This window comes from Ancylobacter sp. FA202 (assembly GCF_000380205.1).
Lineage (GTDB): Bacteria > Pseudomonadota > Alphaproteobacteria > Rhizobiales > Xanthobacteraceae > Ancylobacter.
On sequence record NZ_KB904818.1, the window covers coordinates 2,820,190 to 2,846,641 of the forward strand.

Here is a 26,452-nt window from a genome sequence, read left to right on the forward strand (position 1 = left end):
CGAGGCGCGCAGGGGGGCGAATGGCAGGCGCAGGGACGGGGTGACAGGACGCGCCCCAAGGACGCGCCCGGCCGGGCCGCTCAGTCGTAGAAATCCGGGGCCTTCTTGAAGCTCGGCCAGGAATCGGGGTCATGGCCGGGCACCACCATGGCGTTTTCCCGTTCGGCGAGGCGGCGCAGCTTGCGCACCGAGGCGGCGACCTCGATGGCCGAGGTGAGGGCCCCCGGCAGGCACTTGTCGTTCCAGTGCTCGAACGTGTAGGCGGCATCGATGGCGAGCAGGATCGGGCCGGAATTGGGCAGGCGGACCATGATCGACTGATGGCCGGGGCTGTGGCCGGGCGACTGGTAGGTCTGGATCACGCCGTCGCCATAGAGGTCGAAGCCGTCCTCGTCCTCCAGGAACTCCCACTCGATCCCCGGCTTGAGGATGTCCTTCATCACATAGCCGAGCTTCATGTACCAGTCGGCGCTGAACGCCCACTCATATTCGCGCCGCTGCACGATATGCTTGGCGTTGGGGAAGTTGCCGCAGGCGCCGGTATGGTCGAGATGCAGGTGGGAATGGATGACGTATTTCACGTCCGCCGGATCGAAGCCGGCCTGCTTCAGCCGGTTCACGCAGCCGTCTTCCGGGTCCATCAGCGGGTAGTATTTGTTGGTCAGCGCGCCCCAGTGCCCTTCCGGGTCCAGCGCCGCCTCGACCGCCGTTCCGCCGTCGATCACCACATTGCCGCGCGGGTGGGTGATGAAGAACCAGGGAATGGGCGTGAAGAAATCTTCCTGGCCGTAGCCGAGCTTAATGTCGACTTCCTTCTGGCGAATGCGTCCGGTCTGGAAAAAATAAAGCCGAATGGCGTCGCTCATTGCTTCCTCCACGTGTAGCGAGATTTTCATTGCAGCGGCGCGAGAGGCGTCCCGCGCCGCCGGGTTCTTGTTGGAAGCGCCTGGCGCTTCGTGTGGGTGTGCCGCTGTCCCGTGCCGACCGTCGCTCAGTACAGGCCGTAGACGCGCATATAGGCGGCGAGGGGCGGGCGGATGTGGGTCACGGTCAGCTCTTCCAGCCGGGCCATGTCGCGTGCCCGCATGGCGGCGATGATGTCCCAGTGATCCTGCAGCGATTTCAGCGAGGAGCCCTGCTCGATCAGCGCGCGTGAGATGATGGCCGAGGCGCGCAGCCAATAATTGAGCTGCAGCGCCGCCAGTTCCGCATTCTTGCAGTAGTCGAACTGGGTGGTGTGGAACAGGTCGTTGGCGTCGACGGCGGCCTCGATCTGGCCCTCCTTAAGCGCCTGCTCATAGGTGGTGTTGATGACGGTCAGCCGGTCGGCCAGCTCGTCCAGCCGCTCGACATCCAGCCGGCGCACGCCCTCGGCCTGCAGCATGGAGCGGATGTCGTAGAGGTCCTGGAGTTCGCGCGCCGACAGGGCCCGCACCTCGACGCCGCGATTGGCCTTGCGCTCAATGACGCCGATGCGATCGAGCAGGTCGAAGGCGCGGCGGACATTGTGGTTGGTCGCGCCGAAGCGCTCGCACAGGTCGCTTTCGACCAGGCGCTGACGCGGCATCAGTCTCCCGAGCGCGATGTCGCGGCGCAGGATCTCGTAGATCTCCTCGGCGCCCATACCGCTGGGCCGTCTCATGACTTGGGACGACGGCATCGAACCCTCCATTGCCCGGTGACGCTAGCGACAAGAACCGCTGGTTGTCAATTCGCTCGACAATAACATCGAGCGCATCATGAAAAAAATTATAGACGGGATTATCGATAATCCCTATACCGGCTGCCAGAGGCTGAGCAACAGCCCGGTCGACAGCCATGAGCGCATTGGGAGGAACAATGAGCACCCATCACACTGAGAACGGCGCCCCCATCGAGGCCGCCGAAGCAACACCGGACGTGACCCCGGGCACCGCGTCGGGCGTCACCCGCCGCAGCCTGCTCGGCGGCGTCGGCGCCGGCGTCGGCTTTGCCACGCTGGCGGCGTCCGGCATCGCCATGCCGAGCATCGTGCGTGCCCAGGGCTCGAAGGTCCGCGTCGGCCTCGGCCTCAATTACGGCCCGTTCAACCAGCCCTGGCGGCGCGGTTGCTGGAAGATCGCCCAGACGGTCACCGACGGTGGTGGCGAGCTGGTGACGGTGCGCGGCGAGCCCTCGAAGAATTCCGAGCAGAGCTCGGCGCTGGCCCTGCTCGACCGCGACATCAACGTCCTCGTGCTTGGCATCTACTCGCTCGAATCCGAGACCGCCTACATCGTCGACGAGGCCCGCAAGCGCGGCATCAAGACGGTCGGCTTCGTCGTCACGGTGAAGGATTCGCCGGCGGTGAGCGAGAACACCTGGGCGACGGCGATGACCATCGGCTACCACATGCAGAACATGCTGGGTCGCCAGGGCACCATCGCCCAGACCGCCGAAGCGCGCGGCTTCTACACGCCGTTCGATCAGGAAGCGGACATGCTGTCGCTGATGACCTCCTATGAGCCGCGCATGAAGATGCTGCCGTTCATCTCCGGCTCGGTGTCGACGGAAGACCAGATCTCGAAGGGCCGCGACAACATGCTCGCCCTGCTGCAGGCCAATCCGAAGCCGGGCTCGATTTCCGCCTTCATGTCCTGGTGGTGGCCCCTCACCATCGGCGCGGCGCAGGCGATGCAGCAGATGGGCCGCGACGACATCAAGCTGTACAACCACTACACCTCGGACCAACTGCTCGCCGGCATCGCTTCCGGCAACGTGCCCGTCGTCTTCTCCACCGATGTGCCCTACCACACCATCGGCGAGCGCGTCGGCAAGCTGGCGCTGCAGCTCGGCCGTGGCGAGAAGGTGCCCAACAACGTCGATTACGTGCCGGTGCCGACCATCCTGCCGCAGGACGCCGCCAAATATCTCGACGAGATCCGCGCCATGGACGCCGCCGCCATCGCCTATCTCAAGCCCTTCGGCGGCTGAGGTCTAGGAAACGAGAGGCGCGTCGCGACGGCAGCACTGCCGTCGCGCACGGGCCGGGCCTCGCCCGTCGCGGCGCGGCCCTTCAGGCGATCCGGCGCCGCCGTCGGATCGCCGGGGCGCGGTGCCCGCACTGAGAGGCCGGCAGCCCGCGTCACGCCGCGAGCACCCTGGCGCGCTGGCGCGCCATGATCCATCGGGCGTCCGTGACGACCACGCGATGCCCGGCCCGGGATGGATGATTCAAGAGGAACGACCATGACCATAGCTGAGCAGCAGGCCCCCGCCGCGGGCGCGTCCCCCTCGCGCTCCGAGGCCGCCGGGCGCGACACGTCGCACCCCCTGGTGCGCTTCCTGCGGGTGTGGGGAACCATTCTCGTCATTCTTCTGGTCGCCGTGGCGTTCTCCTTTGCCTCGCCCTATTTCCTGACCGTGTCGAACATCAACAACATCCTGTTCTCGATGTTCACCTGCGCCCTGCTGTCCATGGGCTTGACCTTCGTGGTGGCGGCGGGAAGCTTCGATCTCTCCATCGGCACCATCGTCACTACGTCCTCGATCGTCTGCGCGCTGTGCATTCCGGTTCTCGGCGCGCCCGCCGCGATCATCGTCGCGTTGCTGGTGTCGATGCTGATCGGGCTGGCCAATGGCGTGCTGGTGACGTGGTTCCGCATTTCGGGGATCGTCGGCACCATCGGCGTCATGTTTCTGCTCGAAGGCGGCAATCAATATCTGACCGGCGGTTACCAGGTGGCGGTGGGCTATGACGAGCACTTCTTCCGCTGGCTCGGCCAGGGCCGCTACGGCTTCATCGCGGTGAAGTCGGTCTTCCTGTTCGTCTTCTTCATCATCGCCTTCATCATCGCCAACCGGTTGCGCATCGGCCACTACATCAACGCGGTGGGCGACAACCCGCTGGCGGCCTATTATTCGGGCATTCCCGTCTATCGCTGGGTGATTTCGAGCTTCGTGCTCAGCGCGCTGTTCTGCGGCATCGCCGGCATCTTCCTCGCTTCCACCTCGTCCTCGGCGCAGCCGACCGGAGGCGCGGGCTATCTGCTGGAAGCCTTCGCCGCCGTCTTCCTCGGCGCCACCATCCTGGGCAAGGGCAAGCCGCACGTGCTGGGCACGCTGCTGGGCGTGTTCTTCCTCTACATGGTGTCGAACGGCATGACCCAATTCGGCGTCGACAGTTCCGCGCGCAACATTTTCAACGGCTTCGTCCTGCTGGCGGCCGTGGGCACCAATGCGCTGCTCAATCGCGAAGAACTTCATCTCCGCTTCATCTGAGGACCGATCATGGATGCGCGTCCCATCATTGAGATCCGCGATCTCCGGAAAGACTTCTCCGGTGTCCATGTTCTCAAGGGCATCGACATGTCCTTCGACCGCGGGGAAATCCACGGCCTGCTGGGCGAGAACGGCGCCGGCAAGTCGACGCTGATCAAGATCCTGACCTGCGTCTACACCGCGTCGAGCGGCGAGATCCGCATCGAGGGCGCGCCGTTCCACGGCCATTCGCCCAAGGCCGCCAATGATGCCGGCGTCGGCGCGGTCTATCAGGACGCCGAGCTCGCCTGGAACATGACGGTGGCGGAGAACCTGCTGCTGGGCAGCGAGCGGCGCTGGATCGACCGCCGGGCGATGGAGCGGGAGGCGCGGGACATCCTGTCCCGCATCGGCCTCGACATCGACCCCGCCGCCCGCGCCAGCGCGCTCACCGCCGCGCAGATGCAGATGCTGACGCTGGCGACGCTGTTCCATCGCAAGTTCAAGGTCATCATTCTCGACGAACCGACCGCGCGGCTGTCCGGGCGCGAGAGCGAGCTTCTGTTCGCCCTCATTCGGCGCTTCAAGGCAGAAGGGCTGACCATCGTCTACATCTCGCACCGGCTGAACGAGGTGAAACTGCTGTGCGACCGGGCGACCATTCTGCGCGACGGAAGGGTGGTGGCGACGCTCGCCCGCGGCGAGATCGACGAGGCGGCAGTGACCCGGCTCATGGTCAACCGCTCGGCCTCGGATCTTGAGATCACCAATCCCGGCTTCGCCCGCCCGGAAGTGGCGCTGGAGGTGAAGGCGCTCGGCACCGCCAAGCTGAGCCCGACCAGCTTCCGCGTCCATCGTGGCGAGATTCTCGGCATCACCGGCCCCATTGGCGGCGGCATGGAGCAGATCGAGAAGGCGCTGAGCGGCCTCATCGCCTATCACGGTGAGATCTTCGCCGAGGGGCGCCCCGTGCGCATCGACAGCCCCTCCGACGCGCTCGACATCGGCGTGGCGCTGATTCCGGAAGACCGGCGCAAGCAGGCGCTGTTCCCGAACCTCACCATGGCGGAAAACGTCTCGCTGCCGATTCTCGATCGGCTCTCGCGCTTCGGCATGGTGAGCACGGCCGACATACTCGCCAGCGGACGACGGGTGATCGAGCGGCTGCAGGTCTATCCCGCCGCGCCCGGCATCAAGATGCGCTACTTCTCCGGCGGCAACCAGCAGAAGGCCGTGATCGGCAAATGGCTGAGCCGGGACCAGAAGATCTACATCTTCTCCGAGCCCACCTCCGGCGTCGATGTCGGCGCCATCCGCCAGATCTACGAGATCATGCTTGAAATGGCTCGCGACGGCGCCGCCATCATCCTGATGTCGACCTCGTTCAATGAACTGCTGTCGCTCAGCGAGCGGATCATGGTCGTGCATTCCGGCCGCGTGGCGGTGGAGCGGCCGCGCGCTGGCTTCGACCGCGATTCGCTGCTGGCGGCGACCCTGGCGTCGGAGGTGGCGTGACCTCCACCCCGGATGCCCGCCCACAGGCCGGGGCGCGCCCGGCGGAGGAGGCGCGCGCCCGAGCCGGCCGGCCCGGCAATGAGGTTGCCGTCCGCACGGACATCAGCGCCCACGCGCTGCGACTGCTCGCCCGCCGGACGCCCAGTCTGCGCGCCTCGCTGCGCATGCGCGCCGTCGCCCATGTGCTCGCTGGCGCCAGCCTCGCCGAGGCGGCCGCCGGCGCCCATGTCCGCACCCGCACCCTGCAAAACTGGATCGCCCGCTACAATGCCGAGGGCGTCGAGGGGCTGGCGGATCGGTCGCGGGAGCTTCCGAGGGCGGAGTGACGGGAAGGACGCCGCGCGCGCCGCGCGGGCCGCTCTCTGCGTGCGCGGCCTCAACCCGCAAGCGGCTGCGTCGCGGCGGGCGGCGCCCGTCCACCGACGGGCAACGCCGATCGCGCGCGCGGCGTGCAACGGGCCGGAGGAAGTCCACATGGCGTCGGACTACAGCGGTCGTGATCGCGCGCGCAGCGTGCAACGGCCCGTTTCCCCACCCCGGAAGGCGTGATGACCAGTATGGCGGCTGGTGAGCTGGCCTGGCTCTGTGCCGACACATAAGCCAGCGGAACCGCGGCATGCCAATCGATCGCGCGGGACGGCGACAGATTTGACGCCGCAGCGAGCCCAACGAAAAAGCCGCCGAAACCAAACGGTTTCAGCGGCTTTTCGGTAGTCCCAGAACCGTCTCGGACGGTCAATTGGTGCCCAGGAGAGACGAGCAATGATTGCATCACCAGCGCGCACATGCGCGCCGAACCGGGGAGCCGAGATGTTCAGCTACCACATGTGGCTTGTCAGCGCGCCGGGCCAGAAGCTGGGTCACGAGCCCTGCAGCGACGAGGAATACGCCCCTATCGAGCGGGGCGGCGCCCTCGTCGAGCGGCTGCAGCAGTCGGTCGAAGACAGTATCTTCAAGCACCTCACCCACAATGAGATCCGGGTGCTGGAGCCCGGCCCCGTCGATATGAGCGTGCGCAAGATCCGCGATGGCCTCGCCTTCATCGGAACATCGGACGGATTCATCACCTCGCTGAACTTCGAGCGCAACCACGTCCCGGAGAACATCCTCCGGCGGCAGCTTCACCTGCTGGAGGATATCGGCCGCATCGCCCCGGCGACCTATGGCGTGGCTTACCTCTACAGCGACGACGAGCCGCCATTCGCAGGGCACTTCGAGGTGATGCGGATGATCAAAGGGCGGATTGAACGCAGTCGGGATGCCTTCTTCGACCAGCACTTCCCGGTGAACCATGACTGACGCCCTCGACCTTGCCGACCTCACCGCCGAGCTGGTCGACGCGGCCTGGCGGCGGGGGCTGCGGCCGGAGCTGCAGCTGACCGTCACCGAATGGGCGGACGCCAACCGCACCCTGCCGGGCACCAATGCCGAGCCGGGGCCGTGGCGCACCTCCCGCGTGCCCTATCTCGCCGAGATCATGGATTGCCTCTCCACCGCCTCGCCCGTCGAGCGCGTGGTGCTGATGAAGGGCGCGCAGACTGGCGGCACCGAGGCCGGGCTCAACGCCATCGGCTATTGGGTGGCGCATGCGCCGGGGCTCATCCTCGCCGTGTGGCCCTCGATCGACATGGTGCGGCGCAACTCGCGTACCCGCATCGAGCCGCTGATCGAGGGCACGCCCGCGCTGCGCTCGCGCATCGCCCCGGCCCGTTCCAAGGACCCCGGCAATACGGTGGGGCTGAAGGAGTTCCCCGGCGGCGCCCTCATCATGACCGGCGCCAACTCCGCCACGGGCCTGCGCTCCACCCCGGCCCGCTATCTCGTGCTCGACGAGGTGGACGCCTTCCCGGCGGATGCCGATGGCGAGGGCGACCCGGTGGCGCTGGCGGTGCAGCGCACCGTGACCTTCCGGGGGCGCCGCAAGATCTTCCTCATCTCCACCCCGACCGAGGCCGGCGTATCGCGCATCGAGAAGGCCTATGCCGAGAGCGACCAGCGCCGCTACTTCGTGCCCTGCCCCCACTGCGGCACGCACCAGGCGCTGAGCTGGCGCGGCGTGACCTGGCCAGAGGGCGAGCCGCGCAAGGCGTTCTACACCTGCGAGGCCTGCGGCGGGGTGATCGAGGAAGCGGACAAGCCGGCGATGCTGGCCAAGGGCGAATGGCGCGCCACGGCGCAGGGCGACGGCCTTACCGCCGGCTTCCACCTCTCGGCGCTCTATTCGCCCTTCGAGAGCTGGGGCGAGATCGCCGCCGACTTCCTCACCTCGAAGCGCGACCCGGCCCGGCTGAAGACATGGACCAACCTCAAGCTCGGCGAGGCCTATGAGGACCGGGACATGGCGCCGCTGGCGCCGGACAGTCTCGCCTCACGCGGCCTGGCCTGCGACCCGGCATGGACCGAGCTGCTGCCCGAGGGCGTCGCCGTCATCACCGCCGGGGTCGATACCCAGGACGATCGCATTGAGGTGGAGTTTGTCGGCTGGGGCCGGGGCGAAGCCAGCTGGTCGCTCGACTATGAGATCCTGCACGGCGACACCTCGCGCCCCGAGGTATGGGCGGCGCTCGACCGCCTGCTCGCCCGCCGCTTCCGCCACCCGAAGGCCATCCCCGATCTTCCCATCCTTGCCGTTGCGATCGATTCCGGCGGGCATCGCACCGACCAGGTGATGCGGTTCTCGGCCGAGCGGCTCAACCGCCGGATATGGGCGATCAAGGGCCGTGGCGGGCCGGGCGTGCCGCCCTGGCCAAAGCGCCCGCCCAAGCTGCGCAGCGCCAGCCTCGCCCCGGTACACATTGTCGGCGTCGACACGCTCAAGCACGGGCTGCTCTCGCGGCTTCGCATCGACGATGGCGGCCCCGGCGCATGCCACTGGCCGGCGGAGCGCGACTATCTCTGGTTCACCGGCCTTGTCGCCGAGCGCCCGGTGCGCCGCTACACGCGCGGCGTCGCCCGCATCGAATGGGTGCCGGACCCTGGCGTGCGTAATGAGCCCCTCGACTGCCGCGTCTACGCCACGGCCGCCCTACACGGGCTCTATGCCGCCGGCATGAGCCTGGCGGAGATGGTGGGGAAGGTGGAGGGGGCGGCGCGGCGGGCTGGGGTGGTGGGACGGGAGAGCAATGGGGAGGCGCCACGCCGGGCGCCGGCCGTGGTGCGGTCCAGCTGGGTGGGGTGAGGGACAGAGCATTGATCCCCGGCAACAATACGATCGTGCGCGATCATTATGTTACCATCCTCAATCGCGTGATATCGCTCAATACGAGCATTGTTTCATCCCATCGACGATCAATCCGCAGAGCGACTGTTCCGAAACGGAAAATCTCGTGCTGAAGAAACCATGCCATCCGATTACGGCCCGACGAACCCAACATTACAGAACGATCACCTTCATTTGGCGCACTTCGATCAACTCACTGCACCACTTGCGGAACGGACTGCTGAATCACCGCCTGCACAAAGCTGAACCTACTAATTAGCAGTGACAGCGGTATTCCGCCGCCGCGGCTTCCTTCGCGACTCTTGCAGAGGTAGCCCTAATGCGGCCAACATGTCGTCAAACTCCCCATTGTGGTATAGTGGCAGCTTTCTAATCGTAAATAGCTCCCTTACTTCGTAATCATACATCAGGTCTTTTGCAATGAAGGCCACCCTGGACAGGGCAGATAGCCTATTCAAAGTAACATTGTTAGACCTCGAATCTTTACGATAATCATCAATTAGATTCTTGAAACGAGCGATCTCACTTTCAGACAAGTTAAGATCACAACTGCCGCGCGGAACTCCAATGAGATCGGCGACGCCGAGGTCGCCAAAGTCCTCCCAGTCCTCGTCGAGTGACAAAAATCGCCTCGACAGAAGCTCTATCGTTTCAGGCGACGGCAATGGCTTGTGCCTTCCAATATCTGGCTGCAAATGCCGCCAATAACCCCAAGCCCATATCGCAATCAATCGTATTTTAATATTTTTGTCGAATAACCTTCTTTCTATTTCATGATAGCACTCATCTGACCTAGCTGCCGCACTTGAACGATGAATCAATTGAAAACTTCCAGCGACAGCAGAAATTGCTCTCACGACATCTTCTTCATCACCGTTCCTAATGATCTGGATAGAACTCGCAATAAGATGATCATCTGCCCAATCGGATGCTGGGTGTGAGGACGCCTCGAGGTAACAAAGCGTTCTTCGTACATTAGTTTCCTCGAAAAGCGGATGACTCATGTAGAGCCTCAATGCTGCTGAACGTATTTCGGGCCCATATGGACCCCGACTGAGCGACTGCCAGTTCTCATTGAATTCACAGCCATGCGCAAACCACGCGACGATTGGCGCGGAACGCATTAAAAGGTCGGCAGGGAAGTTGGCTTCTTCTACCATTGCCCGAACTATGCGTGCAGTCGCAGGCGGCAATCCGCCATCCAAAGACACGGAAGCTTGCCGCCCTCGAGCGCCCGGCGAAAAAACTTTATACTCTCGTTCCGCCTCTTCAACCAATGCCGTAAGCAATGGTGCAGCCTGAGACCTCGCCAACACTGCCGCCATTGGAATAACTTCTTTCCATTCTTCACTCACGAGATTAGAGCGAAGAAAATCAAGAACGTTTACTGAATGTGGCTGAGAGACGATATGGCCATCAACGGCTGCAACTGCAGCTAGATACTCCTGAAATGTCAAATGCCTGAATTGGTAAAATGGAACGACTCTTCCTTCTTCAGTTGTATATCCACCTTCAATCATTAGGCTCGATCTAAGCTCGACTCTTTTAAGGAAATCGTGTGGGCTATCTTTTGCGTACCTCCCAATCATTGGAAGCCAAGCGCGCGCTTCTTCAAGAATTTTCAAAATCTCTCGCTCAGTGGCGGTCTGCTTTCCGAGCCGGAGGAGCTCATATGCGACGCACGCCAGTTGCGGGACTGCCTCCTTCGTATTAAGAGCGTCATGCCCTTTGATGTTCCATGTGTCGAGAAGTATCTCGACAGCTCGATCATAGAGTGTAACGCGATCCGGAGGCAGGCGCCCAAATCCATGCTTTACTACTAGCAACATGGTGCATAGTAGAGGATTTTCGGCCAGGCGCCTGAGTGAATCTGTGCCAAGCAGAGTACTGGCGACCATACGGGCTTCTGCAATAGATTCGAGCGCGCCTCCGCCCATTAGCTTATGCCAAGAGTCACAAAGAAGCGTAACGGCCTCTCGATTGAGAGGCGCAATCCGGAATTTGACACAAAAGCGATTCAGACATGGTGCAATTAAGTCAAATCCAGCCTCTCTGCTAGTAACAAGAAGTCTTATCTTCGGATAGATCTCAAGAAATTTCTCTAGATTTTCCACGAAGACAGAGCGATCACCGTCGTCATGTATCTCATCTAAACCATCGACTAATAAAATAACCGTTCCAGCCTTCAAGGGCTTCTCAATCGCACCAGCTAGACCGTCGAGTGAACTGTCACCAGTTATGGTTGATATATTCTTGATAAGAGACGAAATCGGCTTTCGAATGTGCTCTTTCCATTCTCGGCATCTGATAACAAGAGGTATTAAATCTAATATCGGAAGTTTATCAGCACTGTCCTGTCGTCTCGCAGGGTTTGCGTATGCAACGGCAAGCCTTTTCAGAAGCATTGTCTTTCCGCCGCCCGGAAGAGCCAACAGCGCCATTTTGAGGTTCTTTTCGAAAACCTCTGAGAATGACTTTGGCGCTCCGTGGCTAGCATGCCATTCGGTTAGCTCCTCCTTCCGGCGGGGATCACTGGCCAGACTGGCGGGAGGGAACTCTTGCAGGTCTAATGGTACGAAAAGTCGTTCGATATTGAACTTTCGTTGAGCCGTGTCCAGATCCGCACGCATCCCCTCAATCGTCATCTCTCCGCAGTCGCGAATGAGAAACGCCCTGTACGCGGAAATTATCCGTTCAAACTCGATATTTGTGGCCCTCCTCGCAATGGTCGTCCGACGAGCAGCTTTTGTCGGAAAGCAGTCAAGAAGGAACCCCGGAAGATCGGCGTGCGTCTCCCCGTGTGACAAGGGTTCAACGAAGCCATGCCAGCTAGGGTCGACAAGACGCGAAGCCACCTCGCTTTGCTGAACAAGAGCATAGTGTTGAGGGGCGCTTGCTCCGAGGTTGGTTCGTAACCATTTTACTAACGCCGAAAAGTTAGGGTCGGCAAACGTGTCACCGCAACCCACGAAAAGCAGTCGCTTCAGCGAGCCCAAAGCGGGCTGGATAACGGCCCGAATCTCGTCGTCAACTGTGTTTTGATAATCACGTATTCCAAAGACGCAGTTCTTAGGATCTGTCCATACGCCATGCAGATGAAGCACACCCTCCTTCTCGCCCCTGCTCCACTCTAGAAGCCCTTTAGTATCTACAAAATCAATCGATTGCAAACCTGTCGCTTTTTCAGCAAGCGTATCGTAATTCAGAGTGGCGATCGGAACTTTGTGAGAGTGTATAGCGCGGAGCGCATTTTGCATCCCCCCTGCCTCGGGAACTTGTTGCGAGAATACGCTAGACATCCAGCGGGAATACGTATCCCCGTTTGGGGCTCCGAGTTTTCGACCGACAAACTCTGCGACACCGAGTAAATCATCGATGTCGGCCGATTCCAAAGCCTCAATATAGCGCCTATTCTGAGACTCATTCACATGACCACGCTGTGTTGCGTAAGAAAGGCCAGATTTGACTAGCCCGACCCACGAGAGGGGTGGCCGGATTTTTGGAGTTAAAGCGATACTCGCGCCAGCTCCCAGCACTACGACTAGATTGCCTGATCGAGCCGATTCGCGAACTGTCTCGATTGTCACTTCAAACCTTCTACGCGTTGCATTCACTACGAAGTAGGACTACGCGATTTCGCCTGCGGTTTCTGGAATTTGCAACGCCCAATTGCGGTCGAATCCAAATCGATACCGCGCTAGGATCATTTTCTTGTGGATATAGGCTCCAGACTTGCCCGCAGATATAACTGCTGCGCCATCGGATCGCCTCGCGCTTCCGTTGTCGGAGGGGGGCTTTCGGCGTGCAGAGATAGCTGCTTGACCGGCGAGCTTGCAGCATCGCTGCCTTTTGACCAGACGAGTGTGAGCGTTCTTCTGAACGAACTTGTCGCGCGCGGTAGTCGTCCCGTAAGCTTGGTTTGGTTATAGTCTCGATCTGATCGCCAGTGGGATCCCGAATGTCGGGAGTCAATGGACAGTGAATGTCGACTGCTGGCGCTGACGCAAAGGTCAGCTTGTCGCGCTGGGAGGCACATCGTTTTCATGCACCTGGCTTACGCCTCTCTTTCTTGAACCGCACCCCCGGCCCGTCGCCGTTCTCGTCGACGAAGATGACGCCGGCAGCTTCGAGAGCGCGTTGAATCGCGGCAAGATTGTTCACCGTTGGCAACCTGCGGCCCTTCTCAAAATCGCGAACGGTGCTTTCGCTGAGGTTCGATGCCTGAGCAAGCGCCGACTGAGACCAGTCTAGGAGACCCCTGGCAGCCCGCGACTGCGCGGGTGTGATCGCAGAGTTGGCGCTTTCCATTTAAGATCCACGAAAACCGTTGACATTTTTAGACGAGCAACGCTATTCGTTGACCGTCAACGAATTTCTATCACAGGAGCACGCGCATGGACAGCCATGTTCGCGAACGGGAGAGCCTTGTTCCCAGCCGGCGCCGGGCGCTTTGCCTTGGCGCGGCGCTTGTGACCGTGCCGACGGGTGTTCTGGCGCTGGCAGTGCCGGCACCGACCCTTGCAGCGCCGGCCCCCGCCGATCCGCTGCAGCGCGCCCGTGCGGCGTGGCTGACCTTCGCCGCCGCCATGGACGAGCTGGCGGCGCCGGGCGATGGCTGGATGCTGGAGGGCGCCGGCGCGCGGCGGGCGGCGCATGGCCGGCCGGCCGAGGCATGGGTCTATGCCAGCCGCCTGACCTATGAGTGGCAGGCCGATCCGCGCCTGCGTGCCGGCGGCATCCTCGACGAGCGCGCCGAACCGATCGACCTTTGGCGCAAGCCCCGCGCCTCGCAGCCGGAGGGGCGGACATGAGTGGCCAAACCCTCGCCCCCAGCCGGCGCCAGGCGCTCGCCCTCGGGGCGGCTCTGGTCGCGGTGCCGACGGGTGCCCTCACGATACCGGCGCCCCTCTCCCCGCAGGAGCGCATTGCAGCGGCCGTACGAGAGATCGAGACGGCGCTCGCCGAGATCTATCCCGGCGCCAGCCTGCACCCGATCCTGCAACTGCCGGCCACGGACGCCTTCGCCTCGCCGGTCCTTGCCGATGGCAGCTTCACCCCCGGCCAGATGGCGATGGTGTCAGTCACCGCCAACTCTTTCAGCGCGCGCTTCGCCGCCGGCCTGACGAGCCACACCGCGACCGACTGGTTTGGCAGGAGGGTGGCATGAGCGGCGACCTGTTCGGGCAGGCGGTGCCGGCGACGGCGCTGCTGTCGCCCCAGCTGCGGCTGGAAATCGTGCCCAGCGACGCGATGGAGCCGACGCTGCGCAGCCAGTGGGACCATGTGCTGGTGCGGCCCTGCACAAGCTATGAGGGCGAGGGGATTTATCTGCTGCAGGACCTGTTTGGCGGGCGCAAGCTCACCCGCGCCTCCAGCGTGCTCGGCGGCCCCGGCCATATCCTGCTGCATGTCGACAACAAGCATTATGGCGAGCACCTCGTACCGCGCGAGGCGTTCGAGGACACTGTGCTGGCCATTGTGGTGGCGGACGTAAAGGTGCGCGACGCGCGGCTGCTGATGTCCGCGCCGGCGAGCCGGGAGGCGCAGCCATGAACGCCCATACCCGCGAGTTCGTCATGGTGGAGCGCCAGCGCCTGCGCGAGCGGGCCGAGCGCACCATCGAGGCGCTGATCGGGCTGCTCGACGAGCTGGACGCCGACCCGGACGAGGAAGACGGCGGCGACGCCGAGCCGGACAACGATGGCGAGCCCTCCCTTGGCTGGGAAGATGGCCGGCCCGAAGGGTTCGCTGGCGGCACCGGCCATTGGGATTGCGACTGCGAGAACGACCAGGCGGAAGACGGGATCGCCGATGCCGAGGGGCTGATGGAGCAATGGGGCGGCGCGTGGAACGGGTGGCGGGTGGAGTAACCCGACAAGCGAACCAAATACGATGAATAAACATCGTTCTTGACTATGCGAAGGAATCGATGGAATGTCATCGTTATGGACTCCTCCCAGCCCCGCTTCACCGCCGCCACTGCCTGCGCCGTCGCTGACGTGCCGGCGCCGACACTTCGCGCCTGGCGCAACCTCAACGGCCTGTTCGCCGATCCGGACAAAGATACGGGTGAGAAGAAGAACCCGGGCTGGAGCCGCTTTTCGATGGCAGATCTCTGCGTCATCCGGTTCGTTGCACAGGTGACGCGGAGCGGCCTTTCTGCGGAAGCGGCTGTGACCTTCAGCAAACACATCTGGCTTGCCTTCGCGATGCATCTGGACGGCGTAGAGGCCTCGCGCTTCGCCCTCATCACCGATCAGGTGTGCTCGTTCCTTCCTCCCGAGGCCACGTTCGGAAGCTATGTCGAGAAGCGTGAGCCCGACTGTCCCGAAACGGCGATCTTCGTCGACCTCATCGCGATCATCGCCAAGGTGAAGAGCCGCCTCGCGGAGGCAGAGAACGCCGGCTTGAAAGGCAAGGCGCCGTGATGGGCACCCTTCTTTCCTCGCTCTTTGACCGCGCCAAGGGCGGCTGGCGCTGGTGGAGCCGTTCGCCCGCCTATGAGGGCGCGGCGACGGGCCGGCGTGCGTCCGGCTGGGGCGCGATGCGCAACCAGCACGGGGCGGCGCAGGCGGCGCGGGCCCCGCTCGGCTACCGCGCCCGCTATCTCGTCGCGAACAACCCGCACGCAGCGGCCGGCAAGGCCGCCCATGTCAGCAGCCTCGTCGGCACCGGCATAGTGCCGGCCGTGACCGGCACGCTGGCGGCCCGCTGGACGGCGTGGACGGACGAGGCGGACGCCGACGGGCTGATGGACTTCTATGGCCTCACCGCCCTGATGGTCGGCGCCATGGTGGTCGATGGCGAGGCGCTGGCGCTGCTGATCGCCACCCCGGCCGGCCTGCGTATTCGCGTGCTCGATCCCGACCAGCTGGACGCCTCGCTCACCCGTCCGCTCCCCCAGGGCGGGCGCATCGTCAACGGCGTCGAGTTCGATATGTTCGGCTCCCGCGTCGCCTACTGGATCGTCAAGGAGCGCCCCGAGATCGGCCTCGGCCTGAACCTCCAGCCGGTGCGCGTGCCGGCCGAGGACGTGGTGCATCTGTTCCGCCCCGACTTCCCCGGCCAGGTGCGCGGCGTCTCGTGGTTCGCCCCGGCGATCCTGCGCCTGGCCGAGCATGACGAGTGGCACGGCGCCCAGCTCACCCGCCAGAAGGTCGGCGCGCTGCTCGCCGGCCTCATCACCACCAATGACGGCACCGTGCCCTTCGGCGGCGAGACGCAGGGCGAGGCGCTGATCGGCTCGCTGGAGCCGGGCGCCATCGTGGTGCTGCCGCCGGGCAAGGACGTGACCTTCTCCAACCCGCCGGCGATTGCGCAGGAGGCCAACGACTTCGCCCGCATCACCCTGCACGAGATCGCCGCCGCGCTCGGCCTGCCCTATGAGGTGCTGACCGGCGACCTCTCCAGCGTCAACTATTCCTCGATCCGCGCCGGCCTCGTCGAGTGGCGCCGCCGGGTCGAGATGATCCAGCACAATGTCATCGTCTTCCAGGCGCTGCGCCCCATCTGGCGCCGCTGGGCGATGATCGAGAGCCTGCAGGGCCGGCTTGCCGCCCGGCCGCAGGAGCTTCTCCCGGTGCGCTGGATCACCCCGAAGCAGCAATGGGTGGACCCGGCCAAGGACGTGCAGGCGGAGATCCAGGCGATCAATGCCGGGCTGATGAGCCGCCGCGAGGCCGTGGCGGCGCGCGGCATGGATGTGGGCGCGCTCGACGCCGAGATCGCCGCCGACAAGGCCCGCGAGGCAAGCCTCGGCCTCACCTTCACCGCGCCCGCCAAGGCCAAGCCTGCCGCCGCGCCGGCGAACGAGGAGACCGTGGCATGAACGCTCCCACCGAGATACTCACCCGCCGCGCGCCGCTTCCCGCCTCCAGCTGGGATGCCGACAGCCAGACCTTCGAGGCCGTGCTCTCCACCGGCGCCGCCGTCGAGCGCTGGGACGTGCGCGGCCCCTATGACGAGATTCTCCTCCTGTCGCAGCCGGCGTGGCCCGCCCGCGTGCCCCTGCTCGACAGCCACGGAAGGGAGAGCGTGGACCGCCAGCTCGGGAACGTCGACACGCTGCGCGTGGTCGGCGGGGACCTCCTCGGGCGCGCCACGCTCTCCCGCCACAATCCCCGCTCCCGGCGCATCGCCGCCGAGCTGACGGACGGTGCCACCTTCGGCATCTCCATCGGCTACGGCGTCGAGCGCTGGTCCGAGCGCACAAATGCGAAGACCGGCCGCCGCGAGAAGGTGGCCGAGCGCTTCACCCTGATCGAGGCCAGCCTCGTCGTTGTCCCCGCCGACCCGCATGCAGGCATCAGGAGCCACGACATGACGGTCAGCACCGAGCCGGCGCCCGCGCCCGCTCCCTCCGCCCAGCCCCTCAACCCGCCGGCCGCTGCAGAGCGGGCGGCAATCAACATGGAGATCCGTTCCATCGCCAACGTCGCCGGCCTCGACCAGGGCTGGATCGACAGCCAGATCGACGCCAACGCCACCACCGACGCCGCCCGTGGCGCCGCCTTCGCCGCCATGCAGGCCCGCAGCGCCCCGCTGCAGACCTTCCACCCGACGGTGGCGACGGTGACGAACGACCACGCCGACCCGGCGGCGATCCGCTCCGCCATGGGCGAGGCTCTCGCCCATCGCCTTGCCCCCGGCCGGGTGAAGCTGGAGGGGCGCTCGCGCGCCTATGCCGGCTTCCGCATGCTGGACATGATCGGCGACCTCGCCCAGGCGCGCGGCGAGCGCCTCAACCTGCGCGACCAGAACGCGCTGATGGAGCGCGCCGTCGGCGCCCATTCCACCAGCGACTTCCCCCTGCTGCTGGCGGACGCGGCCAACAAGGCCCTGCTCGCCAACTACGCCGCCGCCGAGGCGACCTATCGCCTCATCGCCGCCCGGCGCGGCTTCACCGACTTCCGCGACCACTCTTTCCTGCGCATCGGCGACTTCCCGACCTTCCGGGAGACCAATGAGGGCGGCGAGCTGAAGTACGGCACCCTGTCCGAGAACCGCGAGAAGGTGCGGGCAAAGGAGCTGAATGCCGGCATCGCCATCGGCCGCCGCGCCCTCATCAATGACGACCTCTCCGCGCTGGCGGACTTCTCCTCCATGATCGCCATCCGCGCCGCCAGCGACGAGAATGCCCGCGTCTACGGCCTGCTCGCCGCCAATGCTGCCCTCTCCGACGGCAAGGCGCTGTTCCACGCCGACCATGGCAACAAGGCCACCACCGGCGCCGCTCTCTCGGTCGCCTCGGTCGGCCTCGCCGTCGCCTCCCTGCGCAAGCAGAAGAGCCTCGACGGCGTGCCGCTCAACCTCGCCCCCCGCTTCCTCGTGGTCGGGCCGGACACCGAGCTTGCCGCCCGCCAGGTGCTCGCCGCCATCACCGCCGCCAAGGCGGGCGACGTGAACCCCTGGGCGGGCACGATGGAGCTGGTGGTCGACGCCAACATCATCGGCGCCGGCTGGTACGTCGTGGCGGACCCCGCTGCGGCGCCCAGCCTCGTCTATGGCTACGTCTCCGGCGCTGAGGGGCCGCAGATCCGCACCGAGATCGACTTCGACACCCGCGCCGTCAAGGTCGCCGCCGGGCTCGACTTCGGCTGTGGCGTCATCGACTTCCGCGGCCTCTACAAGAACGAGGGCGCGTGATGGCGGTCAAGGACAGCCTCGAAGACCGCCTTGCCCGGCTGCGTTCGGTGCGCGCCGATGGCGTCCGCCGCCTGCGCTACACCGACGGCAAGGAGGTGGAGTATCGCACCGACAGCGAACTCGCCGCCGCCATCGCCGACGTCGAGCGCCAGATCGCCGGGGCAAATGCCCCGGCGAAGGTCGTCTATCTCGCAACAAGCAAAGGGCTCTGACGATGGCGCGCACGGGAGCCAAGCATACCCAGGCAGACATCGCTCGCGCGCTGCGCGCGCTGAAGCAGGCGGGCATGCAGAAGGAGTCTCAGGTAGAGGCTCGCCCCGACGGCACGATCGTGATCGCGCCGTTGGACAAGAAGCACGCGGGCACGGCTCATGCGGCCGAGCCCGAGCACGACATCGTGCTGTGAGGTAGGGCATGCCGAAGAAACGCCCCCCTTTCCTTCATCGCGAGCGCTCGCGGCACGGGATTCCGGTTTGGTACGTCCGCCGGGATCACGGGCCGCGCATTCGCCTGCGCGCCGAGTATGATTCGGCCGAGTTCTGGGAGGAGTACAAGGCGGCGCTCGCGGGCACCGCGCCGGCGAAGAAGGGCGGGCGCCCGGGTTCGCTCGAATGGGCAATCACCCGCTACCGTGCCAGCTCGGCTTGGGCGGCGCTGGCGCCCGCGACGCGCCGGCAGCGGGAGAACATCTTCCACCAGGTCGAGAAGACCGCCGGCAAGGAGCTTCTTTCGCAGATCACCCAGAAGGTCATCATTGCGGGCCGCGAGCGCCGCTCGGCGCACCCGCATGCCGCGAACAACTTCCTGAAGGCGATGCGCGGTTTCTTCGACTGGGCGGCCGGCGACGGCAATCTGGTGAAGGACAATCCCTGCATTGGCGTGAAGCTGCTCAAGGGCAGCAATGACGATGTGGGCTTCCACACATGGAATGAGGACGAGCTTGCCCGGTTCGAGGCCAAGTGGCCGGTGGGCACCCGCCAGCGCCTCGCCTTCGACATTCTTCTCTATACCGGCTTGCGCCGGGGCGACGCCGTGAAGCTGGGCCGCCAGCACGTTCAGGACGGGCTGATTACGCTGCGGACGGAGAAGACGGGCGAGCCGGTCACGCTGCCGATCCTTGAGCCGCTGGCGCGGTCCATCGCGGCGACGACGACAGGCGACCTGACTTTCCTTGTGACGGAGCGCGGCCAGCCCTTCGTGAAGGAGAGCTTCGGCAACTGGTTTCGTCAGGCCTGCACGGCGGCGAAGTGCCAGGGCTCGGCTCATGGCCTTCGCAAGGCGGGCGCGACGCGGGCGGCGGAAAATGGAGCGACGGAGCGTCAGCTGATGGCGCTGTTCGGCTGGTCGACAAACAAGATGGCGGCGCTTTACACGCGCACGGCCGAGAAAAAGCGTCTGGCGACGGATGCTGCCCAGCTTTTGCTGCGGAAACAGCCCGAGAACAAAAACGCCCGCACCTTCTCTCGAAGTGCGGGCGCAAAGCCTAAAACCTCAGAAAAATCACGAGGTTAGAAAATGAGTGGTGCCCAGGAGAGGACTCGAACCTCCACGGTGTTACCCACACGGACCTGAACCGTGCGCGTCTACCAATTCCGCCACCTGGGCATGTGCCTTGCGGCACGGCGGCGAGAGATAGTCGTGTGGACTCCCCCTTGTCAACGTGCCTTTCGCTCGAGATGTCACGAAGCGGTGGAAATCTCCCTCGCCCGGTCCCCCGCCGGTCCCATCCGCGCCGTGCGCCGGCCTTCGGGGGCGGTGCGCGCAAAAGCCCGGCTCGCTGGCGCGCGCGGACGCTGGACGCTGCCGCAGCGGCGCGCTAATCGTCGTGGCATGCCACTGCCGGGCCGGGAGACGTCACATGGTCGACACCACGAGGGAATTGCCGCTGGAGAGCGAGGCCGCGCTGGTTAGGCGCGCCGCGCCGATGGAACGGCTGGTGACGGTCTATGGCGGCTCGGGCTTTGTCGGCCGTCATGTGGTGCGCGCGCTGGCGCGGCTTGGGTGGCGGGTACGGGTGGCGGTGCGCCGGCCCGACCTCGCCGGCCATCTGCAGCCGCTTGGGGCGGTGGGGCAGATCATCCCCGTCCAGGCCAATCTGCGCTACCCCGCCTCGGTGCTGCGGGCGGCGGAAGGGGCGGAGGTGCTGATCAACCTCGTCGGCGTGCTGCATGAGAGCGGCCGCCAGAGCTTCGAGGCCGTGCACGCCTTCGGCGCCAAGCAGGTGGCGTTGGCGGCAAAGGATGTCGGCGCACGGCTGATCCACGCCTCCGCCATCGGCGCCAGTGCCGATTCGGACGCCTTCTATGCCCGCAGCAAGGCGGCGGGCGAGGCGGCGGCGCTGGAGACGGTGCCCGACGCCGTAGTGCTGCGCCCGTCCATCGTGTTCGGGCCGGAGGATGATTTCTTCAACCGCTTCGCCGCCATGGCGCGGCTTTCCCCGGTGCTGCCGCTGATCGGCGGCGGGGGAACCCGCTTCCAGCCGGTGTTTGTCGGCGATGTCGCCGACGCTTTCGCCAAGGCGGTGGACGGGCAGGCGCGGCCGGGCACGGCCTATGAGCTGGGCGGGCCGGAAGTGCTGACCTTCAAGCAGCTGATGGAACTTCTGCTGGCCGAGATCGACCGCAAGCGCCTTCTGGTGCCGATGCCGTCGGGGCTCGCCTCGTTCAACGCGCGTCTGCTCGAAATGCTACCGAACCCGCTGCTCACCCGCGACCAGGTGCGGCTGCTCGGCTATGACAATGTGGTGTCGGAGGCCGCCAAGGCCGAGGGGCGCACGCTGGAAGGGCTGGGCATCGCCCCCACCGCGCTCGGCGCCATTCTGCCGGGTTATCTCTGGCGCTACCGCAAGGCCGGCCAGTTTTCCCGGCCGGAAGCGGCCTGATCTTCTCCACTCCAGGAATCGAAAAGCCGCCGACGCGCCCGCGCCGGCGGCTTTTTCATGCGTCCCGGCTTTTCTCAGCCCACCAGCGCCAGCGCCACCAGCCCGGCGCCGCCCACGCCGATGCGCCACCAGCCGAAGGGCGCGAAGCCGTGGCGGGAGACGAAGGCGATGAGGCTGCGCACCACCGCCAGCGCGGCAATGAAGGCGGCAATGAAGCCGACCACGATCAGCGCCGTGTCGTCGGCATTCAGCGCGTCATGGTTCTTGTAGAGGTCATAGGCGAAGGCGCCGGTCATGGTCGGCAAGGCGAGGAAGAACGAGAATTCCGCCGCCGCCGGCTTGCTGGCGCCCAGCAGCAGGCCGCCAACAATGGTGGAGCCCGAGCGCGACACGCCGGGAATCATCGCGAGGCACTGGATGAAGCCGATCTTCAGCGCCAGCTTCGGCGGGAAGGCCATGGCGTCCTCATAGACCGGCTTCATCTTCAGCGTGTCGACCCACAACAGCACGATGCCGCCGAGAATCAGCATGATGCAGATCAGCGCCGGCGTTTCGAACAGCACCTCCTTGATGAAGCCATGGGCGAAGGCGCCGATAACAGCCGCTGGAAGGAAGGCGACGAGAATGCCGAGGACGAAATTGCGCGAGCGCGGGCTCGACGGCAGCGTCAGCAGCACCTTCAGGAAGCGCTGAAAATAGACCACGAGGAGGGCGAGAATCGCGCCGAGCTGGATGACGACCTCGAACACCTTGCCTTCGCTCTCGAAGCCGAGGAAATGGCCGGCCAGCAGGATATGGCCGGTGGAGGAGACGGGCAGGAACTCGGTAAAGCCTTCCAGCAGGCCGAGAAGGAAGGCTTCGAGCAAGGTGCCGAACGACATGAGGCGCTTTCCGTGGGAGACGATGTGCAAGGGGTGGGCGCCGCCGCGCGGGGGCGGCGCGGGCGCATCCTGTCCGCTTCGCCCGGCCCGCGCAACGTGACGCTGTGGCAGGTGGCGCGGCGGGCTTCGCGACAGCCGCTGGAAATAAACCTGCGTTGCCGTGGTGGCCGAGCCGCGGCAGACATGAATCCGCCTCAACTGGCAGGTTCCTTCGATCTTGGTCGGCGTTGCCCGGAAACGGCAGCGTTTGGGGAGTTTTCAATGAAAAGTCTGGTGGCGGGCGCCCTGCTGTGGCTGGCGCTTGCGGGTGCTGCGGTGGCGCAGGACCGCGGTTTTGTGACGACGAACGTCAATCTGCGGGCCGGGCCCGGCACGGATTATCCCGTCGTCGTGGTGCTGGCCGAGGGGGCGCCGCTGGCGATTTTCGGCTGCCTCAGCGATTACAGCTGGTGCGACGTGGCCGTGGACGATGTGCGCGGCTGGGTCGCGGCGGCCTATATCGAGACGGATTATCGCGGCCGGCGCGTGGAGTTCTACGACTACGCGCCGACCATCGGCGTGCCGATCGTCGCTTTCAGCTTCAATGATTACTGGGGAACCTACTATCGCGGCCGCCCCTGGTATTCGACCTATGACCGCTGGGGCCCGCCCTACCGGCCGGGTCCCTATCCCGGCCCGCGGCCGGGACCGGGCTGGGGCCCGCCGCCTCCGGGCGGCTGGGGTCCGGGCGGTCCGGGCCGGCCGGGTAATCCGGGTGGTCCCGGCTGGGGCGGTCCGGGTCGGCCGGGCAATCCGGGTGGTCCCGGCTGGGGCGGCCCGGGTCGGCCGGGGAATCCGGGTGGTCCTGGTTGGGGCGGACCGGGTCGGCCGGGCGGTCCCGGCGGGCCGGGCAATCCGGGTGGTCCCGGCTGGGGTGGTCCGGGCAAGCCCGGCGGTCCCGGCAATCCGGGTAATCCCGGGCGTCCCGGCGGGCCGGGTAATCCGGGTGGTCCTGGTTGGGGCGGTCCGGGCAAGCCCGGCGGTCCCGGCAATCCGGGTAATCCCGGGCGTCCCGGCGGGCCGGGAAATCCCGGTGGACCCGGTTGGGGTGGTCCGGGTGGTCCGGGCGGTCCCAATGCCGGACGTCCGCCGGGTGGAGGCCGTCCCGAACAGGGGCGTCCCCCGGGCCAAGGAGGCCGTCCCCAGCAGGGGCGTCCCCCGCAGCAGGGCCAGCGTCCGCCGCAGGGCCAGCCCCAGCAGGGGCAGAAGCCCGGTCAGGTGCGGGGCCCTTGCATCAAGGGGGCACCCGGCTGCGCCAATTGAGGGCCGGCGCGGGAAGCCCGGCGCCTCTCGCCGGGCCCGCGCTGCCCACCAAGGCGCCGCGATCCCCGGTGAATACGGCCGGGCATCGCTGTCGCACCCTTGAAATAATCGCGCCGCTCCTGTAGAGGGTGCGGCCTTCAAGAACCGCCCGGCTACAAGGGCTGCCGTGGCGGTTCGAACGCTCACACTAGATTGGGCCGGGACATCCCCTCGCGGGAGCGCCGCCGGCCGTGGAGATCGAGCCAAATGCCCAAGATGAAGACCAAGTCCGGAGCGAAGAAGCGCTTCAAGCTCTCCGGAACCGGCAAGGTGATCATGGCCCAGGCCAATAAGCGCCATGGCATGATCAAGCGCACCAACAAGCAGATCCGCGACCAGCGTGGCACCACGGTCATGTCCGAGCGTGATGCCTTCAACGTTCGCAAGTATTTTCTGCCCAACGGCTGACGCCAGCCTTAGCCAGTCCCAGGAGAAATTCCCATGGCACGTGTCAAGCGCGGCGTAACTTCTCACGCCAAGCACAAAAAGGTGCTCAAGGCGGCGAAGGGCTATTATGGCCGCCGCAAGAACACCATCCGCATCGCCAAGCAGGCCGTCGAGAAGGCGCAGCAATACGCCTATCGCGACCGTAAGGTTAAGAAGCGCAATTTCCGCGCGCTCTGGATCCAGCGCATCAACGCTGCGACCCGTGAGCTCGGCTTCACCTATGGCCGGTTTATCGACGGTCTCAGCAAGGCCGGGATCGAAGTCGACCGCAAGGTGCTCTCGGATATCGCCATCCACGAGCCCGCCGCCTTCGCGGCGCTGGTCGAGCAGGCCAAGGCGGCGCTTGAGAGCGCCGCAGCGGAAAAGCAGGCCGCCTGATCTTTCGGCAGTGCCGAGACCAAAATCGAGAAGCCCCGCGCGCGAGCGTTGGGGCTTTTCGCGTTTGTGCGGCTTTGCGCGCGCGGCTTTTGCCTGCGGTGGCTTTGCGCCTCAAACGCGTCCGGCTATAAGCGCGCCTGACTGCCCGCTTCACGCCGTCATCGCCGGGCCTGGCCCGGCCATCCACGCCTTCCTTCCGCGTCCGCAAGGCGTGGATCCCCGGGCCAAGTCCCGGGGATGACGTCGCTTAGTACCGAGGATCCACTATGTCCGTTGCCGCCCTTCCCGATCTCGACGCGCTGGAGCGCGAGCTGACTGCCGGAATCGCGGCGGCGGCCGACGAGCCGGCGCTGGAGACGATCCGCGTCGCCGCGCTTGGCAAGAAGGGCTCAGTTTCCGAGCTGCTGAAGAGCCTGGGGAGCATGAGCCCGGACGAGCGCAAAAGCGCCGGCCCGGCGATCAACGGACTGCGCGACCGGCTTAACGAGGCGCTGGGCGCCCGCCGCACCGAACTCAAGGCCGCCGCGCTGGCGAAGCGGCTGGAGACTGAGCGGGTCGATGTCACCCTGCCGGTGCGCGAGACGCCGGCGGAGCAGGGCCGCCTGCACCCGATCAGCCAGGTGATCGACGAACTCACCGCCATTTTCGCCGATATGGGCTTCGCGGTGGCGGAAGGGCCCGACATCGAGGACGACTTCCACAATTTCACCGCGCTGAACTTCCCCGAGGGGCATCCGGCGCGCGAGATGCACGACACCTTCTACCTGCCGACCCGCGAGGACGGCTCGCGCCTCGTGCTGCGCACCCACACCTCGCCGGTGCAGGTGCGGACCATGCTCGCCAACAAGCCGCCGATCCGCGTCATCTGCCCCGGCCGCACCTATCGCTCCGACAGCGACCAGACCCACACGCCGATGTTCCACCAGGTCGAGGGCCTCGTCATCGACAAGGGGGCGACGCTTGGCCATCTGAAGTGGATCCTCGAAGAGTTCTGCAAGGCGTTCTTCGAGGTCGACCAGGTGAAGATGCGGTTCCGCCCGTCCTTCTTCCCCTTCACCGAGCCCTCCATGGAGGTCGACATCCAGTGCGACCGTTCGCGCCCGGGCGAGATCCGCTTCGGCGAGGGCTCGGACTGGCTGGAGATTCTCGGCTGCGGCATGGTGCACCCGAATGTGCTGAGGAATTGCGGACTGGACCCGGACGAATATCAGGGCTTCGCCTGGGGCATGGGCATCGACCGCATCGCCATGCTGAAATACGGCATGCCGGATCTGCGCGCCTTCTTCGAGGCCGATGTGCGCTGGCTCGCCCATTACGGATTCCGCCCGCTCGACTTCCCGACGCTGGCGGGAGGGCTGAGCTCATGAGCAAGGCACCCGTCTGGTCGACCGAGCGACTTCAAGCGATGGAGACGGCACAGCTCAAGCAGCTGCTCGCCAATGCGCAGGCGCGCGGCGCCGACGAGCTGGCGGCGCTGTGCGAAGAGGTGCTGGCCACGCGCGGCCCGGTGAAGAAGCCGTCGTCTTCCTCGTCGTCGTCGTCGACCTCCTCGCCCGGCAAGCGCGCCGCGCGGGACTATGTCTCGGTGTTCCATTTCGTCTGCGAGAACGACCGCGGTGTCAGCACCGATGGCGAAGGCTTCTTCTGGACCGGCTCCTGGGTCGTGCCGGAGGACGAGATCATCAAGAGCGTGCAGGCGGGCGGCAAGCTGGCGCTGCACAGCTCGCGCGCCGACAGATCCTATCGTCAGGGCAAGATTCTCGACTATCGCAGAAGCGATGGCGACACGGCGAAGAAGCGGAATATCGGGTTCGAGTTTCTGGTGGCTGCCGACGAGGTGCCTCTTGCATGGCCCGGCGGCGGGACGGGCGAGAAGGGCTACACCTGGGCCGGTCACGCCCAGAACAAGTGAACGAGCGGAACGGT

At 65.4% G+C, this 26,452-nt stretch carries 27 protein-coding genes and 1 tRNA gene; 22 read left to right on the forward strand and 6 right to left on the reverse strand.

Annotated features, from left to right (window positions below):
• Positions 1 to 80: 80 nt before the first annotated feature.
• Together attM and A3M1_RS0112790 are read right to left on the reverse strand one after the other, a co-directional pair.
• Complete coding sequence (attM, locus tag A3M1_RS0112785) at positions 81 to 866, reverse strand: N-acyl homoserine lactonase AttM (RefSeq protein ID WP_018389369.1); 786 nt, start codon at positions 864 to 866, stop codon at positions 81 to 83.
• A 125-nt stretch (positions 867 to 991) separates the two neighbouring features.
• Entirely contained in the window at positions 992 to 1,660 is a 669-nt protein-coding gene (locus tag A3M1_RS0112790; RefSeq protein WP_245261665.1) for a GntR family transcriptional regulator, read from the reverse strand.
• Positions 1,661 to 1,839: 179 nt separating this feature from the next.
• On the opposite strand from A3M1_RS0112790, the gene A3M1_RS0112795 reads away from it, so the two are divergent.
• The 6 genes from A3M1_RS0112795 to A3M1_RS0112820 all read left to right on the forward strand — a co-directional run bounded on the left by A3M1_RS0112795 (position 1,840) and on the right by A3M1_RS0112820 (position 8,911).
• The gene (locus A3M1_RS0112795; protein ID WP_018389371.1) at positions 1,840 to 2,952 is read left to right on the forward strand and encodes a sugar ABC transporter substrate-binding protein; all 1,113 of its coding nucleotides are present in this window, start codon (positions 1,840 to 1,842) and stop codon (positions 2,950 to 2,952) included.
• A 255-nt stretch (positions 2,953 to 3,207) separates the two neighbouring features.
• On the forward strand, positions 3,208 to 4,239 hold the full coding sequence (locus tag A3M1_RS0112800) for an ABC transporter permease (protein ID WP_018389372.1): 1,032 nt from the start codon (positions 3,208 to 3,210) through the stop codon (positions 4,237 to 4,239).
• 9 nt (positions 4,240 to 4,248) lie between these two features.
• Entirely contained in the window at positions 4,249 to 5,733 is a 1,485-nt protein-coding gene (locus tag A3M1_RS0112805; protein ID WP_018389373.1) for a sugar ABC transporter ATP-binding protein, read from the forward strand.
• Positions 5,730 to 6,059, forward strand: coding sequence for a helix-turn-helix domain-containing protein (locus A3M1_RS0112810; protein WP_018389374.1), 330 nt, complete (start codon positions 5,730 to 5,732; stop codon positions 6,057 to 6,059). The genes A3M1_RS0112805 and A3M1_RS0112810 overlap by 4 nt, the downstream gene beginning before the upstream one ends.
• 484 nt (positions 6,060 to 6,543) lie before the next feature.
• Entirely contained in the window at positions 6,544 to 7,032 is a 489-nt protein-coding gene (locus tag A3M1_RS0112815; RefSeq protein WP_018389375.1) for an Imm7 family immunity protein, read from the forward strand.
• Entirely contained in the window at positions 7,025 to 8,911 is a 1,887-nt protein-coding gene (locus A3M1_RS0112820) for a phage terminase large subunit family protein (protein ID WP_018389376.1), read from the forward strand. The genes A3M1_RS0112815 and A3M1_RS0112820 overlap by 8 nt, the downstream gene beginning before the upstream one ends.
• Positions 8,912 to 9,204: 293 nt before the next feature.
• Here A3M1_RS0112820 and A3M1_RS25895 read toward each other — a convergent pair whose 3' ends face one another.
• Entirely contained in the window at positions 9,205 to 12,540 is a 3,336-nt protein-coding gene (locus A3M1_RS25895) for an SIR2 family protein (protein ID WP_156029630.1), read from the reverse strand.
• A 454-nt stretch (positions 12,541 to 12,994) separates the two neighbouring features.
• The gene (locus tag A3M1_RS25900; protein WP_018964097.1) at positions 12,995 to 13,261 is read right to left on the reverse strand and encodes a helix-turn-helix transcriptional regulator; all 267 of its coding nucleotides are present in this window, start codon (positions 13,259 to 13,261) and stop codon (positions 12,995 to 12,997) included.
• Between the two features lie 86 nt (positions 13,262 to 13,347).
• Here A3M1_RS25900 and A3M1_RS0112835 point away from each other — a divergent pair, with 86 nt between their 5' ends.
• The 10 genes from A3M1_RS0112835 (at position 13,348) to A3M1_RS0112880 (ending at position 20,110) form a co-directional block, all read left to right on the forward strand.
• On the forward strand, positions 13,348 to 13,764 hold the full coding sequence (locus A3M1_RS0112835; RefSeq protein ID WP_018389377.1) for a hypothetical protein: 417 nt from the start codon (positions 13,348 to 13,350) through the stop codon (positions 13,762 to 13,764).
• Positions 13,761 to 14,120 carry a hypothetical protein gene (locus A3M1_RS0112840; RefSeq protein ID WP_018389378.1) on the forward strand — a complete coding sequence of 120 codons (360 nt, stop codon included), beginning with the start codon at positions 13,761 to 13,763 and terminating at the stop codon, positions 14,118 to 14,120. Before A3M1_RS0112835 ends, A3M1_RS0112840 begins: the two co-directional genes overlap by 4 nt.
• Entirely contained in the window at positions 14,117 to 14,506 is a 390-nt protein-coding gene (locus A3M1_RS0112845) for a hypothetical protein (RefSeq protein WP_018389379.1), read from the forward strand. Before A3M1_RS0112840 ends, A3M1_RS0112845 begins: the two co-directional genes overlap by 4 nt.
• A complete protein-coding gene (locus A3M1_RS0112850) occupies positions 14,503 to 14,823 on the forward strand; it encodes a hypothetical protein (RefSeq protein ID WP_018389380.1) in 321 nt (106 codons plus the stop codon). Before A3M1_RS0112845 ends, A3M1_RS0112850 begins: the two co-directional genes overlap by 4 nt.
• 75 nt (positions 14,824 to 14,898) lie before the next feature.
• A complete protein-coding gene (locus A3M1_RS0112855; RefSeq protein ID WP_018389381.1) occupies positions 14,899 to 15,381 on the forward strand; it encodes a hypothetical protein in 483 nt (160 codons plus the stop codon).
• Positions 15,381 to 16,781 (forward strand): phage portal protein, encoded by a 1,401-nt coding sequence (locus tag A3M1_RS0112860; RefSeq protein WP_018389382.1) that lies wholly within the window; start codon positions 15,381 to 15,383, stop codon positions 16,779 to 16,781. The genes A3M1_RS0112855 and A3M1_RS0112860 overlap by 1 nt, the downstream gene beginning before the upstream one ends.
• Entirely contained in the window at positions 16,778 to 18,598 is a 1,821-nt protein-coding gene (locus tag A3M1_RS0112865; RefSeq protein WP_018389383.1) for a prohead protease/major capsid protein fusion protein, read from the forward strand. Before A3M1_RS0112860 ends, A3M1_RS0112865 begins: the two co-directional genes overlap by 4 nt.
• The gene (locus A3M1_RS0112870; RefSeq protein WP_018389384.1) at positions 18,598 to 18,810 is read left to right on the forward strand and encodes a phage head-tail joining protein; all 213 of its coding nucleotides are present in this window, start codon (positions 18,598 to 18,600) and stop codon (positions 18,808 to 18,810) included. Before A3M1_RS0112865 ends, A3M1_RS0112870 begins: the two co-directional genes overlap by 1 nt.
• 2 nt (positions 18,811 to 18,812) lie before the next feature.
• Positions 18,813 to 19,004, forward strand: a complete 192-nt coding sequence (locus A3M1_RS0112875) for a hypothetical protein (protein ID WP_018389385.1) — start codon at positions 18,813 to 18,815, stop codon at positions 19,002 to 19,004.
• Between the two features lie 8 nt (positions 19,005 to 19,012).
• Positions 19,013 to 20,110: a site-specific integrase gene (locus A3M1_RS0112880; RefSeq protein ID WP_018389386.1), complete on the forward strand. Its 1,098-nt coding sequence runs from the start codon at positions 19,013 to 19,015 to the stop codon at positions 20,108 to 20,110.
• Between the two features lie 8 nt (positions 20,111 to 20,118).
• On the opposite strand, the gene A3M1_RS0112885 is transcribed toward A3M1_RS0112880, so the two are convergent.
• Positions 20,119 to 20,203, reverse strand: a tRNA-Leu gene (locus tag A3M1_RS0112885).
• A 253-nt stretch (positions 20,204 to 20,456) separates the two neighbouring features.
• On the opposite strand from A3M1_RS0112885, the gene A3M1_RS0112890 reads away from it, so the two are divergent.
• A complete protein-coding gene (locus A3M1_RS0112890) occupies positions 20,457 to 21,479 on the forward strand; it encodes a complex I NDUFA9 subunit family protein (RefSeq protein ID WP_018389387.1) in 1,023 nt (340 codons plus the stop codon).
• Positions 21,480 to 21,553: 74 nt separating this feature from the next.
• On the opposite strand, the gene A3M1_RS0112895 is transcribed toward A3M1_RS0112890, so the two are convergent.
• Positions 21,554 to 22,360 carry an undecaprenyl-diphosphate phosphatase gene (locus A3M1_RS0112895; protein ID WP_018389388.1) on the reverse strand — a complete coding sequence of 269 codons (807 nt, stop codon included), beginning with the start codon at positions 22,358 to 22,360 and terminating at the stop codon, positions 21,554 to 21,556.
• A 261-nt stretch (positions 22,361 to 22,621) separates the two neighbouring features.
• On the opposite strand from A3M1_RS0112895, the gene A3M1_RS25905 reads away from it, so the two are divergent.
• From A3M1_RS25905 to A3M1_RS0112920, 5 genes are all read left to right on the forward strand, one after another.
• The gene (locus tag A3M1_RS25905) at positions 22,622 to 23,662 is read left to right on the forward strand and encodes an SH3 domain-containing protein (RefSeq protein WP_081620343.1); all 1,041 of its coding nucleotides are present in this window, start codon (positions 22,622 to 22,624) and stop codon (positions 23,660 to 23,662) included.
• 246 nt (positions 23,663 to 23,908) lie between these two features.
• Complete coding sequence (rpmI, locus tag A3M1_RS0112905; RefSeq protein ID WP_018389390.1) at positions 23,909 to 24,109, forward strand: 50S ribosomal protein L35; 201 nt, start codon at positions 23,909 to 23,911, stop codon at positions 24,107 to 24,109.
• Positions 24,110 to 24,142: 33 nt separating this feature from the next.
• Positions 24,143 to 24,526 carry a 50S ribosomal protein L20 gene (gene rplT / locus A3M1_RS0112910; protein ID WP_018389391.1) on the forward strand — a complete coding sequence of 128 codons (384 nt, stop codon included), beginning with the start codon at positions 24,143 to 24,145 and terminating at the stop codon, positions 24,524 to 24,526.
• A 266-nt stretch (positions 24,527 to 24,792) separates the two neighbouring features.
• The gene (gene pheS, locus A3M1_RS0112915) at positions 24,793 to 25,893 is read left to right on the forward strand and encodes a phenylalanine--tRNA ligase subunit alpha (protein WP_018389392.1); all 1,101 of its coding nucleotides are present in this window, start codon (positions 24,793 to 24,795) and stop codon (positions 25,891 to 25,893) included.
• Positions 25,890 to 26,438, forward strand: a complete 549-nt coding sequence (locus A3M1_RS0112920) for a hypothetical protein (protein ID WP_245261666.1) — start codon at positions 25,890 to 25,892, stop codon at positions 26,436 to 26,438. The genes pheS and A3M1_RS0112920 overlap by 4 nt, the downstream gene beginning before the upstream one ends.
• Positions 26,439 to 26,452: the final 14 nt, after the last annotated feature.

Bases quoted from the DNA above. Each gene is read 5' to 3' on its own strand.
- pheS (WP_018389392.1), top strand. From the start codon at position 24,793: ATGTCCGTTGCCGCCCTTCCCGATCTCGACGCGCTGGAGCGCGAGCTG.
- rplT (WP_018389391.1), top strand. From the start codon at position 24,143: ATGGCACGTGTCAAGCGCGGCGTAACTTCTCACGCCAAGCACAAAAAG.
- A3M1_RS0112795 (WP_018389371.1), top strand. From the start codon at position 1,840: ATGAGCACCCATCACACTGAGAACGGCGCCCCCATCGAGGCCGCCGAA.
- A3M1_RS0112790 (WP_245261665.1), bottom strand. From the start codon at position 1,660: ATGCCGTCGTCCCAAGTCATGAGACGGCCCAGCGGTATGGGCGCCGAG.
- A3M1_RS0112920 (WP_245261666.1), top strand. From the start codon at position 25,890: ATGAGCAAGGCACCCGTCTGGTCGACCGAGCGACTTCAAGCGATGGAG.
- A3M1_RS0112895 (WP_018389388.1), bottom strand. From the start codon at position 22,360: ATGTCGTTCGGCACCTTGCTCGAAGCCTTCCTTCTCGGCCTGCTGGAA.
- A3M1_RS25905 (WP_081620343.1), top strand. From the start codon at position 22,622: ATGAAAAGTCTGGTGGCGGGCGCCCTGCTGTGGCTGGCGCTTGCGGGT.
- A3M1_RS0112875 (WP_018389385.1), top strand. From the start codon at position 18,813: ATGGCGCGCACGGGAGCCAAGCATACCCAGGCAGACATCGCTCGCGCG.
- A3M1_RS0112805 (WP_018389373.1), top strand. From the start codon at position 4,249: ATGGATGCGCGTCCCATCATTGAGATCCGCGATCTCCGGAAAGACTTC.
- A3M1_RS0112860 (WP_018389382.1), top strand. From the start codon at position 15,381: ATGGGCACCCTTCTTTCCTCGCTCTTTGACCGCGCCAAGGGCGGCTGG.
- A3M1_RS25900 (WP_018964097.1), bottom strand. From the start codon at position 13,261: ATGGAAAGCGCCAACTCTGCGATCACACCCGCGCAGTCGCGGGCTGCC.
- A3M1_RS0112845 (WP_018389379.1), top strand. From the start codon at position 14,117: ATGAGCGGCGACCTGTTCGGGCAGGCGGTGCCGGCGACGGCGCTGCTG.
- A3M1_RS0112890 (WP_018389387.1), top strand. From the start codon at position 20,457: ATGGTCGACACCACGAGGGAATTGCCGCTGGAGAGCGAGGCCGCGCTG.
- A3M1_RS0112815 (WP_018389375.1), top strand. From the start codon at position 6,544: ATGTTCAGCTACCACATGTGGCTTGTCAGCGCGCCGGGCCAGAAGCTG.
- A3M1_RS0112820 (WP_018389376.1), top strand. From the start codon at position 7,025: ATGACTGACGCCCTCGACCTTGCCGACCTCACCGCCGAGCTGGTCGAC.
- A3M1_RS0112855 (WP_018389381.1), top strand. From the start codon at position 14,899: ATGGACTCCTCCCAGCCCCGCTTCACCGCCGCCACTGCCTGCGCCGTC.
- A3M1_RS0112835 (WP_018389377.1), top strand. From the start codon at position 13,348: ATGGACAGCCATGTTCGCGAACGGGAGAGCCTTGTTCCCAGCCGGCGC.
- A3M1_RS0112800 (WP_018389372.1), top strand. From the start codon at position 3,208: ATGACCATAGCTGAGCAGCAGGCCCCCGCCGCGGGCGCGTCCCCCTCG.
- attM (WP_018389369.1), bottom strand. From the start codon at position 866: ATGAGCGACGCCATTCGGCTTTATTTTTTCCAGACCGGACGCATTCGC.
- rpmI (WP_018389390.1), top strand. From the start codon at position 23,909: ATGCCCAAGATGAAGACCAAGTCCGGAGCGAAGAAGCGCTTCAAGCTC.
- A3M1_RS0112850 (WP_018389380.1), top strand. From the start codon at position 14,503: ATGAACGCCCATACCCGCGAGTTCGTCATGGTGGAGCGCCAGCGCCTG.
- A3M1_RS0112870 (WP_018389384.1), top strand. From the start codon at position 18,598: ATGGCGGTCAAGGACAGCCTCGAAGACCGCCTTGCCCGGCTGCGTTCG.
- A3M1_RS0112865 (WP_018389383.1), top strand. From the start codon at position 16,778: ATGAACGCTCCCACCGAGATACTCACCCGCCGCGCGCCGCTTCCCGCC.
- A3M1_RS0112840 (WP_018389378.1), top strand. From the start codon at position 13,761: ATGAGTGGCCAAACCCTCGCCCCCAGCCGGCGCCAGGCGCTCGCCCTC.
- A3M1_RS0112880 (WP_018389386.1), top strand. From the start codon at position 19,013: ATGCCGAAGAAACGCCCCCCTTTCCTTCATCGCGAGCGCTCGCGGCAC.